The organism is Sphingomonas sp. (genome assembly GCF_965200105.1).
Classification (GTDB): Bacteria; Pseudomonadota; Alphaproteobacteria; order Sphingomonadales; family Sphingomonadaceae; genus Solisphingomonas.
In genome coordinates, this window is record NZ_CBDATN010000002.1 from 1,176,456 (window position 1) to 1,192,866 (window position 16,411).

Here is a 16,411-nt window from a genome sequence, read left to right on the forward strand (position 1 = left end):
GCTTAGGGCTTCAGCCGCCATCCCGTCCTGAACACCCACGTCAGGAAGGCCAGGCAAGCGCCTGCGAACAGGAAGGTCGCGCCGAGGCTCACGCCGATGCCGATGTCGCTCGTCTCGTAGAAGGCCCAGCGGAAGCCCGACAGCAGATAGGCGACGGGGTTGAAGTAGGCGATCGTCCGCCACGGCTCGGGCAACATCGACAGCGCGTAGAAGCTGCCGCCGAGGAACCCCAAGGGTGACAGCACCAGCAGCGGCACCACCTGCAACTGCTCGAAGCTCTGCGCGATCAGCCCGACGATGAAGCCGAACATCGAGAAGCTGACCGCGATCAGCAGCAGGAACGCCACCATCCAGCCCGGATGTATCACCCCGAACGGCACGAAGGCGCGTGCCACCAGCAACGTCAGCGAGCCCACGATCACCGACTTCGTCACCGCCGCGCCGACATAGCCGATCAGCAGTTCAAACGCGTTCATCGGTGCGGACAGTATTTCCCCGATCGTGCCCGCAAATTTCGGCAGATAGATTGCCAAGGACGCGTTGGACACGCTCTCCGTCATCACCGACAGCAGCACGAGGCCGGGCACGATGAAGGCGCCGTAGGGCACGCCATCGATCGGCTGCATCCGCCCGCCGATCGCCGCCCCGAACACCACGAAGTAGAGCGAAGTGGTGATGACCGGTGTGGCGAGGCTCTGGCCCAGCGTGCGGAGCCAGCGCGCCATCTCGTAGCGATAGATGGCGGCGATGCCGGCGCGGTTCACGCCCTGCCCCCGGTCAGTTCGACGAAGATGTCCTCCAGCGTCGAGCGCCGCGTGTCAATCGTGCGGATCGCGACGCCGGCCCGATCGAGCCTGCGGATCAGCTCGGGCACGGACAACGCCTCCGCCCCGCCGCCGGTGACGTAGCGGATGCGGCAGCCGTTATCGTCCAGTCCGAGCCCGTCGACCTCCAGGCCGTCGGGCAGCCGCTCGATCGGACGCTCCAGCTCCAGCGTCAGCGTCTGCTTGCCCAGCCGGCGCATCAGCACGTCCTTGTCCTCGACGAGCTTGAGCTCGCCGCGATCAATGACGCCGATGCGATCCGCCATCTCCTCCGCCTCCTCGATATAGTGGGTGGTGAGGATGATGGTGACGCCATCGTCGCGCAGTTGCCGAACCAGCGCCCACATGTCGCGCCTGAGCCCCACGTCGACGCCGGCGGTCGGCTCGTCGAGGAACAGGATGGTCGGATCGTGGGCCAGCGCCTTGGCGATCAGCACGCGCCGCTTCATGCCGCCCGAAAGCTCCAGCAGCTTCGCCTGGCGCTTGTCCCACAGCGACAGCGACCGCAGCACCGCCTCGATCCGCGCGGGATCGCGCGGCTGGCCGAACAGCCCGCGGCTGAATGCCACGACATCCTCGACACGCTCGAAGATGTCGATGCTAAGCTCCTGCGGCACCAGCCCGATCTTCGCGCGCGCGGCGCGATAGTCGCGTACCGTATCGTGGCCGTCTGCGATCACGGTGCCCGCGCTCATCCGCACCGATCCGCAGATCATCGAGATCAGCGTCGTCTTGCCGGCGCCGTTCGGGCCGAGCAGCGCGAAGATCTCGCCGCGCCGGATATCGAGATCCACGGGCTTCAGCGCCTCGGTTCCCGACTTGTAGCGCTTGGCCACGCCCCGGATCGACAGGATGGGGGCTGCCTCGCGCATTGCCGGCGAACATAGGCCGGGCGGCGTCACCCGCAATGCTCGCCTTGCCAAGCCCGCTTGTGCGTCGCAGCATGGCGGCATGATCGAGACGCCGCAGCTCACCCAGACCGCCGATATCCGCTTTCTTGGGCGCCTGCTTGGCGACGTCATCCGCGCCTATGGCGGCGAGGCGCTGTTCCGCAGGATCGAGTATATCCGCTCGGCTTCGGTCGATCGCGCGCGTGGACTGGTCGAGCCGAATGGGGTGGACAGCGGGCTCGACGCGCTCGGGCTCGACGACGCGCTCGCCTTCGTGCGCGGATTCGGCCTGTTCTCGATGCTCGCCAACCTCGCCGAGGATCGGCAGGGCGTCGCCGCCGAGCCGCAGGCCGACGTCGCGCACGCGCTCGCGACGCTGGCCCGGCAAGGTATCGACGCCGATCGCGTCGCGGCGCTGCTCGACCGCGCGCTGGTGGTACCGGTGCTCACCGCGCACCCCACCGAAGTCCGCCGCAAGAGCGTCATCGATCACCGCAACCGCATCGCCGAGCTGATGGCGATGCGCGACACGGGCGCCGCCGAGACGGCGGACGGCGACCTCGTTGAGGATGCGATCGCGCGGCAGATCGCGCTGCTGTGGCAGACGCGCGCGCTCCGGCGCGAGCGACTCTACGTCGCCGACGAGATTGATACAGCGCTCGCCTACCTGCGCGACGTGTTCCTGCCCGCGCTGCCCGCGCTCTACGCGCGTTGGGATCGCGCCGTGGGGCGGCGGGTGCCTTCCTTCGTGACGGTTGGGAACTGGATCGGCGGCGATCGCGACGGCAATCCTAACGTCGCCGCCGACACGCTACGGCTCACGCTCGCGCGATCGGCGGAGGCGGTGCTCGCCTCCTACCTCGATCAGGTCCACGCGCTCGGCGCGGAGCTGTCGGTGTCGACCGAGCAGGCGGTGGTGAGCGAGGGCCTGGCGGCGCTCGCCGAGAACGCGCGCGACGAAAGCCACACCCGAGACGACGAGCCGTATCGGCGCGCGCTCACCGGCATCTATGCGCGGCTTGCCGCCACCTACGAGGAGATCGTCGGGCATCGCCCGCCCCACCCCGCCCGGATCGCGGGCGAGCCCTATGCCGATCCCGCCGCCTTCCGCCGCGATCTAGTTGTTATTGCGCAGTCGATCGGCGCGCCAGGGGGCGCGATGGCGTCAGGGGGCGCGCTGTCGCGCATCGTCCGGGCGGTGGACACGTTCGGCTTTCATCTCGCCACGCTCGACCTGCGCCAGAACGCCGACGTCCACGAGCGCGTGGTCGCCGAGTTGCTGGCGGCGGCGGGCGTGGAGGCGGACTATCGCGCGCTCGGCGAGGAAGCCCGCGTCGCGCTGCTCCGCCGCGAACTCGCCAGCGCGCGCCCGCTGTCAAGCGCCTGGGGGCGCTACTCCGACGAGACGCGATCCGAGCTCGCGATCGTGCAGGCGGCGGCGGAGGCGCATGCGCGCTACGGCCCGGCCTGCCTCCGCATCTACAACATCTCCAAGGCCGACAGCGTGTCGGACATGCTGGAGGTGCATATCCTGCTGAAGGAAGCGGGGCTTTACCGGCCGGGCACGGACGGCGGAGCGCTCGACGCCGCGATCATGGCGGTGCCGCTGTTTGAGACGATCGGCGACCTGGAACGCGCGCCGGAGATCATGCGCGACTGGTTCGCGCTGCCGGAGATCGCCGCTTTGGCGGGGGCGCGCGGACACCAGGAGGTGATGGTCGGCTACTCGGACTCCAACAAGGACGGCGGTTACCTCACCTCGGTCTGGTCGCTCCACCAGGCGAGCCGCGCGCTGGCGCCGGTGTTCGCCGAAGCCGGCGTCGCCATGCAGCTCTTCCATGGGCGCGGCGGTGCGGTGGGGCGCGGCGGCGGCTCGTCCTTCGCGGCGATCCGCGCACAGCCGCCGGGCACCGTGCAGGGCCGCATCCGCATCACCGAACAGGGCGAGGTGATCGCGGCCAAGTACGGCACGCCCGAGAGCGCGGCCGCCAACCTGGAGGCGATGGCATCGGCGACGCTGCTCGCGAGCCTGGAGGCGCCAACGCTCTCGGATGCCGACCATGCCCGCTTCGCCGCCGCGATGGGTGCGATCAGCGCGGATGCCTTCGCCGCCTATCGCGACCTCGTCTACGGCAACGATCGCTTCCGCACCTTCTTCCGACAGATCACGCCGCTGCCCGAGATCGCCGGCCTGAAGATCGGCTCACGCCCGGCAAGCCGCACCAAGTCCGATCGCATCGAGGATCTGCGCGCGATTCCGTGGGTGTTCTCCTGGGCGCAGGCGCGGATCATGCTGCCGGGCTGGTACGGCGTCGGTCACGCGCTGAGCCGTACCGACATCGGGCTGCTGCGCGAGATGCACGAGGCTTGGCCATTCCTCGCCACCACGCTCGCCAACATGGAGCAGGTGCTCGCCAAGTCGGACCTGGCGATCGCCGAGCATTATCTGGCGTTGGTCGAAGATCACGAGCATGGCGCGGCCACCTTCGGCCGCATCCGCGACGGCTGGCAGCGCGCGCACGATGGGCTGCTCGCCGTGACGAGGCAGACGCAACTGCTGGAGCGCAACCCGGCGCTCGACGCGTCGATCCGACTGCGCTTGCCCTATATCGAGCCGCTCAACCTCCTCCAGGTCGAGCTTCTCAAGCGCCATCGCGCCGGCGAGGACGATCCCCGCATCCGCGAGGGCATCGAACTCTCGATCAACGCGATCGCGACGGCGTTACGGAACAGCGGGTAGACCAAGCGGTCAGCGGCTGGTGGCGGCGACCCCCGTCAACGCCGCCAGTCGTGCCTTGAGGCTGCGATCCGTCTCGATCTCCTCGCCGAGGTTCTCTTCGGAGACCGCGAGCAGATCGGTTACCCCGACCTCACGCGCCAGTGCGATCGCGGTCTCCGACGAGACGATCTCGGCGGCCTTGGCCTTGCGGATCGCGCCGACCAGCGCGACGTCGAGAAGCCGTCCCGGCTGCGTCTGCCGCGTGTCGCGCTCCGCGTCCTCCAGTATCCCCGCCATCCAGAGATTGGCCGGCCCGGAGACGTCGACCCCCGCGTCGCGGATCCGCCGCGCCTGCCCGGCGGCGCGAAGAGCCTCGGCACGAACGATCTCGGCCAGCGCGGGATCGTCGCACGCCGCCGCGAGGACGAGCAGGCGCTCCGCCGCGTCGATCTTGCCGGCGTGGATGTCCTGGAGCGCGACATGGAGCAGCGCCGGCGCGGATGCGGTGGTCATGACGAGGAAGCGCGCGATCGGAGGCGCGAGTTCCGGGCGTCGCGTGGCGATCAGCCGGTCGGCAATGTCACCGCGACGATCAGCCCGCCGCCTTCGCGGTTCGTCGCCGTGATCGTGCCGCCGTGCGCCTGCGCGACCGAGCGCGCGATGGCGAGGCCGAGGCCCACGCCGCCGGTAGCGCGGCCCCGCGACGGCTCGCGCGCGAAGGGCTCGAACATCGCCTCCAGCGCCTGCTCCGCGATGCCCGGACCGGAATCGGCGACGGTGAGCCGCGCCCCCTTGCCCACCCGCACGACCGCCAGCTCGCCGCCGCCCGCGTACGCGACGGCGTTGTCGAGCAGGTTCTGGATTAGCCGCTCCATCGCCGAGCGATCGCCCGCGACGGTCACCGGTTCGAGCGTGCCGGCGCTCACCGCCGAGCCGGTATCACGCGCCTGCGCCACCAGCCGCGCGGCGAGCGCGCCCAGATCGACGGGCTTCCTCTCGCGGACGCCTGCGCCGTCGCGGACGAAGCCGATGGTCGCAGCGACCATCTCGCGCATCTGCTCGATGTCGGCGAGCACCGGGTCGCGGATCGCGGGCGGTGCGCGCTCGATCCGGAAGGCGATGCGCGCGAGCGGGGTACGCAGGTCGTGCGCGATCGCGCCGATCATCGCGGACCGCTCGCGCAAGTTGGCGTGCAGGTTGCGGCGCATGGCGTTCAGCGCGTGCGCGGTGAGGCGAAGCTCGGCGGGTCCCTCCGGCGTCACCTCGGGCGCGCCGTGATCGTGGTCGAGCCGCTCGACGGCGTGGGCGAAGCGGCGGATCGGCCGCGTCAGCGCGCGCGCGAAGATCAGCGCGAAGGGCAGCACCGCCAGTACCGACAGCGCGAAGGAGATGATCGTGCGCTGCTGCCAAGCGGTGAGCAGCGGGCGCGGCGACGTCCGCGCGATGCGCCAGCCGCCGCCGGGCAACCTTACGGCGGCCTCAACGGTGTTGAAGAAGTAAGGCTGGCCATGACGGATCGGCACCGCGCGGCGTCCGCTGCGACGCGGATAGGGAAAGGTCTCGGACTGGTCGGCCTCGTAGGCGAGCCGCACGTCGGCCGGATCGCGCCCGATGATGCGCGCGAGCCTGTCCGTGAGCATCGCCTGCGACACCATGCCGTCGCCGGCCGCCGGCGGCGCGCTCCGCACCTTCGTCGACAGGGAACTGTCGACCGGCGGCGCGCCGAGCAGCGCCTCGGCGATCTCGGTCATCGTCGCGAAGTCGGGGCGCGGCGGCGGCAGCAGCAACACGAGCGCGATCGAGACGAGCTGCGCCACCACTAGACCGACCAGGAAGAAGGCGATCGTCTGCGCGGAGATCGAGACCGGCCGCCGCGCCCTCATCCCTCCGGCCGCACGGTGAACATATAGCCTTCGTTGCGGATGGTGCGGATGGGATCGCCGGGGCCGAGCTTCTTGCGCAGCCGGCTGATCGTCACGTCGATCGCACGATCGAAGACGTCCGCGTCCGATCCCTTGGCGAGCTCGATGAGCGTATCGCGGCTGAGCACGCGCTGGGCGCGATCGAGGAAGGCGGTGAGGATGCGGAACTCGGCATCGGTGAGCTGGGCGGCCGGTTGCCCCGCCCGCGCCAGCGTGCGCTCGACCAGATCGAGCGACCAGTCGCCGAAGCGGCGGCGCGGGGTGGCGGCAACCTCGCCGCCGCCCTCGGCCGCACGGCGCAGCAGCGCGCGCACGCGCGCGAGCAGCTCGCGCGGGTTGCACGGCTTGGCGAGGTAGTCGTCGGCGCCCACCTCCAGCCCGACGATGCGATCGACATCGTCGCCCATCGCCGAGAGCATGATGACCGGCGTGCGCGCGCGCGCGCGCAGCCGGCGGAGCGCGGACAGCCCGTCCTCGCCCGGCATCATCAGGTCGAGGATCACGCAGTCGAAGCGTGCCCGCGCCAGCGCCGCGTCCATCCGGGCGGCGTCGGCGGCGGTCTCCACCTCGTAATGATGATCGCGCAGGAAGCCCGCGATCAACTCGGAAAGCTCTGCGTCATCGTCGACGACGAGCACACGCTGGATCGCGGCGTCGGTCATCTCTTCGCTGCCTCGCGCGCGTAGCACGCGTCGATCTCCGCCTGGGCGGGAGAGTGCGGCAACGCCTCGTAGGTGAGGACGCCGCGCTGCCCGGCATCGATCTGACCGAAGCGTCGCGCCGCCATTTGCGCGAACTCGGCGCGCGAGACGGCGCGATCGATGTCGAGGTCCGCCGATGCCACCGGCTCGGGTATGTTGAGCGAGGCCCACTCGCCTGCGCCGTAGCTCGTCTGATATCCGGCACGGCGGCGGGCATCGCGCTTCGCCTCGCGCGCTGCCTTGCCGCGCTTGGGCTCGGCGAAGCTGCCCATCTTGTAGAGCCGGATCTCGGGTGCCACGTCGATCTCGTAGGCCGAGACCTCCTGCGGATCGAGCATGCCGTCATGGTCGTGATCGATGCTCGAGAAGAAGCTCTGCGCGTCCGCGATCAACTCGGCGGGCGTCACCCGGCCATCATGGTCAGCATCGGCCTGCGCGAACCAGCGGCGCATCGGATCGGCGGTGCCGTTTGTGCGGAACGGCTCGCCCATCGGCGCCACGTAGAGCGGCGCGTAGCGCGGCCCGCACACGCCGAACAGCCGCCCCGTGACGACGATGTCGTCACCGGAAGCCGGTGGCGGTGCCACCGCCTGCAACGCCAGCGCGAGCCAGATCATCCGTGGCGCCTATTCGTGCCTGAGTGCGTCGATCGGGTTGAGCGACGCCGCCCGGCGCGCCGGAAAATAGCCGAACACGACGCCGATCAGCGCGGAGAAGGCGAAGGCGAGCAGGTTGACGCCGGGCTCGAACACGAAGCCCAGCCCCAGCGCCGCCGACAGCCCGATCGTGGCGGCGAGCGCCAGCACCAGCCCGATCACGCCGCCCAGGCAGGAGAGCACCACCGCCTCGACAAGGAACTGGAGCATCACCTCGCGCTGGACGGCGCCGATCGCCAGGCGGATGCCGATCTCGCGCGTGCGCTCCGTCACCGAGACGAGCATGATGTTCATGATCCCGATCCCGCCGACGAGCAGGCTGATCCCCGCCACCGCGCCGAGCATCTCGGTCAGCAGCCCCGTGACGTTGCCCAGCGTGTCGGCAATCTGGCGCACGTCGAAGATGGTGAAGTCATCCTCCTGATCGGCCGCGACGTTGCGGCGCTGGCGCATCAAAGAAGCTATCGACGCCTGAACGTCCTTGCTGTCGAAGGCAGGATCGGCGGCGATTACGATGGCACGAACGTCGGTGCTGCCCGTGAAGCGACGCTGCACCGCCTTGATCGGCAACACCACCGCGTCGTCCTCGTCCTGATGGACACCGCCGCCGCGAGAGGCGAGAACGCCGATCACCTCGCAGGCATTTACCCCTAGCCGCATATAGGTGCCGACCGGCTCTTCCTGCGCGTAGAGCTTGTCGCGAACTACCGTGCCGAGCAGGCAGACCGCCTTGCCGGCCTCTTCCTCCGCTGCGGTGAATCGCCGGCCGTCCACCACCTGCCAGCTCTGGATATCGAGATAGGCGTCGCCCACGCCCGTCACCATCGTCGACCAGTTGGCCACGTTGCGGACGGCGATGGCGGCCGTCGTCACCAGCGGCGACACGGCGGTGACGCCGCCGACCTGGCCGGCGATCGCGTCCGCGTCGGCCTGCTTGAAGGGCGCGGGCGCCACGTCGCCGCGACGCCCCTGCCCCGGCACCAGCGTCAGCACGTTGGATCCGAGGCTGGAGATCTGATCGTGCACGGATTTCGTTACGGCGTCGCCCAGCGTCACCATCGTGACCACCGCGAACACGCCGATGACGATGCCGAGGATGGTGAGGAACGAACGCAGCATGTGCCGCCGGATTGCGCGCAACGCGAGCAGCGTGACGGTGGCCATCAGCGACCCCGTGCCGGCGCGCGTCGCGGCAGGGGATGGCGGCTCGGGGTTCACCGCGTTTCCACCTGAAGCGAACCGTCGCTCCTGCGGAGGCAGGAGCCCATCTTTGCCGGCTGATGCCACGCAAGCGACAGAGATGGACCCCTGCCTTCGCAGGGGTGACGGATAATGATGAAGGCGGAGGCGCGGATGCTCACGCCCGCCCCTCCACCCGCTCGACCAGCCCGTCGCGGAAGTGCACCAGAGTGCGCGCGTAGGATGCCATTTCAGGCTCGTGCGTTACCATCAGCACGGTGATGCCGCTCTCCGCGTTCAGCCGCGTGAGCAGGCCCATGATCTCCACCGATCGTTCCGAATCGAGGTTGCCGGTGGGCTCGTCGGCGAGCAGCACGTCGGGCCGGGTGACGATCGCGCGGGCGATCGCGACACGCTGCTGCTGGCCGCCGGACAACTCGGCGGGGGTATGGTCCGCCCACGGAGCCAGCCCGACATGATGCAGCGCCGCCATCGCCGCCGCGCGCCGTTCGCGGCGGCCTTCGCCCCGGTAGAGCAGCGGCAGTTCGACATTCTCCAGCGCCGTCGTGCGGCTGAGCAGGTTGAAGCCCTGGAACACGAAACCCAGGTAGCGGCGGCGAAGCAGAGCGCGCTCGTCGCGGCCGAGCGCCTCGACGGCATGCCCGCGGAACAGGAAACGCCCCGAGGTCGGCACGTCGAGGCAGCCCAGGATGTTCATCGCGGTCGATTTGCCCGAACCCGACGGGCCCATGACGGCGAGGAAATCGCCCGCCTCCACGTCGAGGTCGATGCCCTTCAGCGCGTCGAACGCGGCTTCGCCCTCGCCGTAGCGCTTGGTCACGCCTCGAAGTCGGATGAGCGCCGCCACTAGCCGCCGCCGGCGCGCGCGAGCCGCCCGGTGACGATCTTCATGCCGGGCTTGAGGTCCGGTCCGGAGACCGCCGTCAGAGTGCCGTTGCTGTCGCCCACCGTCACCGGCACCGCTCGCGGCGTGGTCCCGTCGAACACGTAGACCATCTGCCGGCTGCCGGGTCCGATCCCCGTCGCCTTGACGTTGCCGGCCTGGCCGAAGCCGCCGGTGCCTTTCTTGGGCGGGCCGCCGATCGAGAAGCCCTTCTTCGCGCTCGCGTCCTCGGGCTGGAAGCGCAGCGCCGCGTTGGGAACGAGCAGCACGCCGCGGCGTACGGCGGTGGTGATCGTCGCGGTGGCGGTCATGCCCGGCCGCAGCGCCAGATCAGGGTTCGCAACTGACAGCGAGGCGGTGTAGGCAACCACCGTGTTCGATGCGTTGGTGGTGCTCGATCCCGCCGAATTGACCGACGGCGTCGCGTTGGCGCCGAGATCGACTCGGCCCACCTTCGCGGGGAAGCCACGGCCGGGATAGGCATCCACGGTAAAGCTCGCATCCTCGCCGGGCCTGAGATCGCCGACGTCGGCCTCGTCGACCTTCACGTCGAGCTTCATCTGGCTGAGATCCTCGGCGATGGTGAACAGCGTCGCGACGTTGAACTGCGCCGCCACCGTCTGCCCGGGCTCGACCTGGCGCGAGAGCACGACGCCGCTCACCGGCGAGTAGATCGTGGCCTTGTTGAGACTGGTGCGGTTGGTGGAGACCGCCGCCTTCTGCTGCGCCACCTGCGCCTGCGCGGCCTCCACGTTCGCCTTGGCGCGATCATAGTCGCCGCGCGCCTGGTCGAGCTCGGTCTTCGACGGCACCTTGCCGCCCGACAGCCGCGCCACCTCCTGATACCGGCGATAGGTCGCACCCGACTGATCGAGCGTAGCCTGATTCTGCGCGACGGCGGCCTGCACGGCGGCGAGCTGCGCAACGCTTTGGTTCAGCGCATCCTGCAGCCGGGAAGTATCGAGCCTGGCGAGCGGCTGGCCCGCGCGCACGCGATCGTTGTTCTGGACGAACACGTCGACGACGATCCCCGACACCTCGGACCCGACATTGACCTGCTTGGTGGGCGTGAGGTTGCCGGTGGCGGCGACGGTGACGGTAAGATCGCCCTGAACCGCGGGTGTCGTCGCGTAGTGGACGGGCTCGCGCGCGCCGAACGCGCAGCGAACGACGAACAGCAGGACGAGCACGACCGCGACGCCGATCGCGACGCGCCGCGCGACGAGCCTGCGCCGCGTCGGCCGCTCGACACCGAGAAAGCTGTCGATGTCCTGCTCGGGAACGGAGCTGGTGCGCTGGTCCATCAGCTTCCTCCCTCCAGACCCTCTGCGGCGGGACCGGGGCCGACGGTGGCGAGCGTCGGCAGCTCCACCTGCGCGCGCGTCCTGGGCGTGGCGCTGGCCGGCATCGGCGCCGCCTGCCAGCCGCCGCCCAGCGCCTTGTAGAGCTGGACGAGTGCCGTGGCGCGATCGCCGCGCGCGGTCGCCAACCCGTCTTCGCTTGTGAGCAAGGTGCGCTCGGCGTCGAGCAGCGTTTGGAAGTCGACAAGTCCGGCGCGATACTGGCTCTGCGCGTAGAGCAGCGCCGCCCGGGACTGATCGACTGCGAGGCTAAGCGACACCTCGCGCTCGCGCGTGTTGGCGAGCGCGGCCATCGCGTTCTCGACGTCGCCGAGCGCGGTCAGCACCGCCTTGCGGTAATTCGCCAGCGCCTCGTCGGCGGCGCCGCGCGCCTGCTCGATGCGGCCGCGGATCGCGCCGCCGTCGAAGATCGGCGCGGAGAGCGCGCCGATGATCGAGCCCGTCGAGAAGCGCGAGATATCGCCCACCGCCGTGCCGTTGCCGCCGAGCGATCCGGTGAGCCGCAATGCGGGGTAGAGCTCCGCCTTGGCCACCCCGATCCGCGCGGTAGCGGCGGCGAGATCGCGCTCGGCGGCGCGCACGTCGGGGCGGTGGGCGAGCACGGCGAGCGGCAGGTCGACGCCCAGCACGCGATCGGCCACCGGCACCGGGCGGACATCGGCGAGGCGCTTCTGCACATCGCCCGGCGCCTGGCCGATCAGCGCGCCGATCGCGCTCGCCGCCTGCACCAGGCTCGTCGCCAGCGTCGGGATCGTCGCCGCCGTCTGCTCGCGCTGGGCGCGCGCCTGCGCGACGTCGAGCGAGGAGACGAGCCCCGCCTGCGCGCGCCAGCCGGCGATCTGCACCGTGTCGTCCTGGCTACGGAGATTGTCGCGCGCGATGCCCAACCGCTCCTGCGCCTGCCGCGCCGTGACATAATCGAGCGCCACTTCCGCCGCGATCGTGCGCTGGGTGTCGCGCAGCTGCTCCAGCCCCGCCGCCTCGTCGCCGCGCGCCGCCTCCACCGATCGCCGCACGCCGCCGAACAGATCGACCTCGTAGGCGGCGTCGAGCCCGGCGGAGTAGGTCTCGTAGCTGCCGCTCGTCGCGAACAGGTTGCTGCCGCCGGTCGTGAGGCCGGTGCCCGCGCCACCCGTGGCGCCGCCCGGCAAGGTGAAGACGGTGCCGCCGCTGCCGATCCGGCTGGTGTGCCCGGCGGAAGCGGACGTGGTGAGCGCCGGGAGCAGCGACGCGCGCGCCGACCTGAGCGCGCCGCGCGACTGGCGGAGCCGAGCGCCCGCGGCTTGAATATCCGGTCCCTGCGCCAGCGCCTCGGCGATCAGTGTCTCCAGCAGCGGATCGTCGAGCGCCGTCCACCAGCGTGCCAGCTCCGCCTGGTCGGCGGGTGCCGCGTAGTCGGGCGCGGTGGCGGCGAAGCGGCCCGGCACCGCCAGCGCCGTGGCCGACGGCGCGCGATAGTTCGGCCCCACCGCGCACGCGGCCAGCGCGAGCGGCAGGGCGGCCGCCATGGCTCGGAGAGGAGAATATGCGCGCGCCATCTGGCCGCTACGATAGCGCCCCCTCCCGCACCTGCGAAGGGGGCGGGCTCGCGCGGGGGCGTTGCTGTGTCCCGGAGGTCGCTAAACCATCCGTTAGCGTACATGGTGCTAGGCCGGTTCAGGTTTGCGATGGCGCGCCCTGTTTGCTTTGCGATATCCTCCAGCCGGACATGCCGATGGACCTGCCGCTCATTCGCCCGAACCCGCCTCGCCTGAGCGCGATGGGCGACGCTCTCGCCGCAATCGAGGCGTCGGGCACCTACAGCAATAACGGCCCGGTCGCGCGCCGACTGGAAGCCGAGATGACGGAGCGGCTGTTCGGCGGACGCGGCGCCTGTCTCGCCGTCGCCAACGCGACGCTGGGTTTGATGCTGGCGATCCGCCACGCGACGCATCGCCTGGGCGACGACCGCCGCCTCGCGATCATGCCCGCCTTCACCTTCGCCGCAACCGGACACGCCGCGATCTGGGCGGGGATGACGCCGCTGCTGGCGGACTGCGATCCCGACGACTGGGCGCTCTGCGCGAAGGCCGAGGAGCGGCTGCTCGCCGAGCATGGGCGGCGCGTCGGTGCGGTCGTGCCTTATGCCACCTTCGGGAACAGCATCGACCTCGAACGCTACGCCTGGCTGGCGCGGCGGCACGACGTGGCGGTGGTGGTGGACGCCGCCGCCTCGCTGGGCTCGCTCGACGATGAGGGACGCGGCTTCGGGACCGACTGCTCCTTTCCCGTCGTCTATTCGATGCACGCCACTAAGACGTTCGCGACGTCGGAGGGCGGCATCGTCCACTGCCATGACGCGTCTTGTATCGACGCGATCCGCGCCATGGCCAATTTCGGCTTCGAGAGCGGCCGCTCGGCGACGCTGCCCGGCCTCAACGCCAAGCTCTCGGAGGTGTCGGCGCTGATCGCTCTGGAGAAGCTCCACGAGATCGAGGCCATCGCCGATCATCGCGAGGCGCTGGCCCAGCATTACCGCCGCCGCCTCGCCGCCTTCTCGCTCCAGCGCCCGCGCGGGCACCGGCAGGCGATGCAGTTCATGGCGGTGCTGCTGCCGCGCGCGCTCGCGTCGCATCGTGCCGAGATCGTCGCGCGGCTGGCCGAGCACGGCGTCGGCGCAGGCACTTATTTCAGCCCTCATCTGGCCGAGCAGCCCTATTTCCGCGAGACCTGCGCAATCGACCGGCTTCCCGTCACCGACGACGTGGCGAGCCGGATGCTCGTCCTGCCCGTCACCGACGACATGGACACGGCCGACGTCGATCGCGTCTGCGACGCCTTCATCGCCGCCTGCGCGCAACAGCCGCGGGCGGTCCCCGCGCGTCCTCGCGATCGCGTGCTCGGCGCCGTAGTCGTCGGCGGCGGGCCGGCGGGCACTGCGCTGCTCTGCGCGGCGGGCAAGGCCGGGCGGCTGGACGCGCTGGCGCGGGACGGCATCGCCATCCTCGATCGCGACGATCACATCGGCGGCGGCCGGCTCGGCGCCTACGAGATCACCTCCGACTCGACCGCCGAGACCTTCCTCACCGCCGACGCCGCGCTGCCCACCGGGCTGACGCTGGCCGACGACGCCACCGCCCACGCCATCGCCGAGCACAAGGGCGCGCTCGGCGTGCCGCTGCCCAAGGTGGGCGCCTATCTCGATCGGCTCGGCGACGCGCTCGGCCGCCGGCTGGCGATACTGGGGGGCGACATGCTGACCGGGCACGAGGTCGTCTCCGCCTCCATAACCGGCGACGGGCTGTGGCGGACGCGCGCGCGCCGGCTCGCCGATGGCCGCTCGATCGAACTGCTATCGCGCGGACTCGTCGTCGCTACCGGCGGCCACCAGCCCGCGATCCGCCTGGCCGAGGAGAAGGTCGCCGGCCTGTCGCTGGTCGAGCGCTGCGGAGACCGGCTGGTCCAGTCCGACACGCTGCTCGCCACCGGCGGCATCGAGGCGGCGCGCGAGCGGCTACCCAAGGATCGTCCCGCGCGCATCGCCATCGTCGGCGGATCGACCAGCGCGATCACCGCCGCCGTGCGCCTGCTCAAGGCGCGCCCCGCAATCGATCTCGCACCCGGCGGCATCGCCATCCTCCACCGACGGCCGCTCAGACCCTTCTACCCCTCCGCCGACGCGGCGCGCGCGGACGGCTACGAGGATTTCACAGCCGACGACATCTGCCCCGTGTCGGGCTTCGTCTACCGGCTCGCCGGCTTCCGGCTGGAGGCGCGCGAGCTCGTCGTCCACGCGCTTGGCATTGGCGGCCGGATCGGCGATCCGCGCCTCGCGCTGCACCAGATCGCCGGCGAGCACGACGACGAGACGGCACGCCGACTCGACGAGGCGGACATGGTGGTTGCCGCCTTCGGCTATCGTCCGCATGCGCTGCCGCTGATCGACGCGCGCGGCCGCGCGATCCGCCTGCACGCCGATGGCCCGGTGCGCGGGGCAATGGTGGACGATCGCTGCCGGCTGATCGACGCCGCCGGTCAAGCGGTGCCGAACGCCTATGGCATCGGCCTCGCCGCCGGCTTCGTGCCGTCGGGAGGGCTCGGCGGCGAGAAGAGCTTCCGGGGGCAGGCCAACGGCCTGTGGCTGTGGCAGAACGACGTCGGCCGGCTGATCGTCGACCAACTCCTCGCCGCGGCGCCGGAGGTGGCCTCGCGGGCGGCATGAGCACGCCCGCCGTATCGGTGGTGATGGCGGCGTACAACGGCGTCGGCTTCATTCGCGAGACGATCGAGAGCGTGCTCGCCCAGACCATGCCGGACCTCGAGATCGTCGTCGTCGACGACGGCTCGAAGGACGATACGGTGGCTGTGCTCGAAGGCATCGCCGATCCGCGCCTGCGCGTGATCCGCGCGGAGCGAAACGGCGGCCCGGCGGTCGCGCGCACGATCGCCATGGCGCACGCCACCGGCCACTTCGTCGCGGGGCTCGACCAGGACGATATCTGCGCGCCCGATCGCTTCAAGCGCCAGCTCGCCCAACTGGACGCACAGCCCGAGCTTACGCTGCTCGCCTCGACAATCGCCTATTTCGGTGCCGGCTTCGAGGGGCGGCGCGATCCCTACCCCGATCTTGTCGATCCCGATCGCATCGACTGGACGATGCTGCTCGCCAACCCGCTGGCCTGGTCGACGGTAATGATGCGGGGCGGCGCGGCGCGCGCGCTGGTGCCGTTCGAGCGCGACGAGCGGCGCTTCGCCGAGGATTTCGACCTCTATCATCGCATCCGCGCGCATGGGCGCATCGGCCGCATCGCGGAGCCGCTGGTCCGCTACCGCATGCACGCCGCTGGCGCCTCGACCGCGTATGAGGAGGGAATGATCGCGTCGACCGCCAAGGTGCTCGCCGAGCGCTACGCTGGCATCGTCGACGATCCGGGCGGCGCAGGCGCGCTGATGAGCCGCCACGTCGGGGCGGGCTACCCACCTCCCGATGCCGCGACGCTGACGGCCTGCGGGCAGGTGCTCGCGTGCCTGCTGAAGGCGCGCGGCCATCTCACGCCGGCTTTCGCGCGGGCGAGCGCGTCGGCGCATTGGTGGCGCACAGCGCGATCGGGCCTGCGCGCCGGGCGTTATGGCGCCACGGCGATGCTCGCCGCCCGTCCAGCGTTCGCGGCGCTTCCTGAGGCGGCGCCTGCCCGCCTCGCGCGGGACGGCGCGGTCGGAGCCGCGCGGCGGATGCTGCGCCGCGCGTGAAACCGGGCGGCGCCGCCGCGCATTGT

At 70.8% G+C, this 16,411-nt stretch carries 13 protein-coding genes; 3 read left to right on the forward strand and 10 right to left on the reverse strand.

Annotated features, from left to right (window positions below; genetic code table 11):
* Window positions 1-2: 2 nt before the first annotated feature.
* Window positions 3-764 (reverse strand): ABC transporter permease, encoded by a 762-nt coding sequence (locus ACOFKX_RS07070; protein ID WP_419826330.1) that lies wholly within the window; start codon window positions 762-764, stop codon window positions 3-5.
* The gene (locus ACOFKX_RS07075) at window positions 761-1,696 is read right to left on the reverse strand and encodes an ATP-binding cassette domain-containing protein (RefSeq protein ID WP_419826331.1); all 936 of its coding nucleotides are present in this window, start codon (window positions 1,694-1,696) and stop codon (window positions 761-763) included. Before ACOFKX_RS07075 ends, ACOFKX_RS07070 begins: the two co-directional genes overlap by 4 nt.
* A gap of 79 nt (window positions 1,697-1,775) precedes the next feature.
* On the opposite strand from ACOFKX_RS07075, the gene ppc reads away from it, so the two are divergent.
* On the forward strand, window positions 1,776-4,454 hold the full coding sequence (gene ppc, locus ACOFKX_RS07080) for a phosphoenolpyruvate carboxylase (RefSeq protein WP_419826332.1): 2,679 nt from the start codon (window positions 1,776-1,778) through the stop codon (window positions 4,452-4,454).
* 9 nt (window positions 4,455-4,463) lie between these two features.
* On the opposite strand, the gene ACOFKX_RS07085 is transcribed toward ppc, so the two are convergent.
* The 8 genes from ACOFKX_RS07085 to ACOFKX_RS07120 form a co-directional block, all read right to left on the reverse strand.
* Window positions 4,464-4,946 (reverse strand): DUF892 family protein, encoded by a 483-nt coding sequence (locus tag ACOFKX_RS07085; RefSeq protein ID WP_419826333.1) that lies wholly within the window; start codon window positions 4,944-4,946, stop codon window positions 4,464-4,466.
* A gap of 50 nt (window positions 4,947-4,996) precedes the next feature.
* Complete coding sequence (locus ACOFKX_RS07090) at window positions 4,997-6,316, reverse strand: HAMP domain-containing sensor histidine kinase (RefSeq protein WP_419826334.1); 1,320 nt, start codon at window positions 6,314-6,316, stop codon at window positions 4,997-4,999.
* Window positions 6,313-7,017 (reverse strand): response regulator, encoded by a 705-nt coding sequence (locus ACOFKX_RS07095; RefSeq protein ID WP_419826335.1) that lies wholly within the window; start codon window positions 7,015-7,017, stop codon window positions 6,313-6,315. The genes ACOFKX_RS07090 and ACOFKX_RS07095 overlap by 4 nt, the downstream gene beginning before the upstream one ends.
* On the reverse strand, window positions 7,014-7,673 hold the full coding sequence (locus tag ACOFKX_RS07100) for a hypothetical protein (RefSeq protein ID WP_419826336.1): 660 nt from the start codon (window positions 7,671-7,673) through the stop codon (window positions 7,014-7,016). The genes ACOFKX_RS07095 and ACOFKX_RS07100 overlap by 4 nt, the downstream gene beginning before the upstream one ends.
* 9 nt (window positions 7,674-7,682) lie before the next feature.
* The gene (locus ACOFKX_RS07105) at window positions 7,683-8,879 is read right to left on the reverse strand and encodes an ABC transporter permease (RefSeq protein ID WP_419827371.1); all 1,197 of its coding nucleotides are present in this window, start codon (window positions 8,877-8,879) and stop codon (window positions 7,683-7,685) included.
* A gap of 190 nt (window positions 8,880-9,069) precedes the next feature.
* On the reverse strand, window positions 9,070-9,759 hold the full coding sequence (locus ACOFKX_RS07110) for an ABC transporter ATP-binding protein (protein WP_419826337.1): 690 nt from the start codon (window positions 9,757-9,759) through the stop codon (window positions 9,070-9,072).
* The gene (locus ACOFKX_RS07115; protein WP_419826338.1) at window positions 9,759-11,099 is read right to left on the reverse strand and encodes an efflux RND transporter periplasmic adaptor subunit; all 1,341 of its coding nucleotides are present in this window, start codon (window positions 11,097-11,099) and stop codon (window positions 9,759-9,761) included. The genes ACOFKX_RS07110 and ACOFKX_RS07115 overlap by 1 nt, the downstream gene beginning before the upstream one ends.
* Window positions 11,099-12,664 carry an efflux transporter outer membrane subunit gene (locus ACOFKX_RS07120; RefSeq protein WP_419826339.1) on the reverse strand — a complete coding sequence of 522 codons (1,566 nt, stop codon included), beginning with the start codon at window positions 12,662-12,664 and terminating at the stop codon, window positions 11,099-11,101. Before ACOFKX_RS07120 ends, ACOFKX_RS07115 begins: the two co-directional genes overlap by 1 nt.
* 206 nt (window positions 12,665-12,870) lie before the next feature.
* Between ACOFKX_RS07120 and ACOFKX_RS07125 the strand changes: the two genes are divergently transcribed.
* Both ACOFKX_RS07125 and ACOFKX_RS07130 read left to right on the forward strand, forming a co-directional pair.
* Window positions 12,871-15,357 carry a DegT/DnrJ/EryC1/StrS family aminotransferase gene (locus tag ACOFKX_RS07125; protein ID WP_419826340.1) on the forward strand — a complete coding sequence of 829 codons (2,487 nt, stop codon included), beginning with the start codon at window positions 12,871-12,873 and terminating at the stop codon, window positions 15,355-15,357.
* Window positions 15,354-16,385, forward strand: coding sequence for a glycosyltransferase family 2 protein (locus tag ACOFKX_RS07130; protein ID WP_419826341.1), 1,032 nt, complete (start codon window positions 15,354-15,356; stop codon window positions 16,383-16,385). The genes ACOFKX_RS07125 and ACOFKX_RS07130 overlap by 4 nt, the downstream gene beginning before the upstream one ends.
* The last annotated feature ends 26 nt before the right edge of the window (window positions 16,386-16,411 follow it).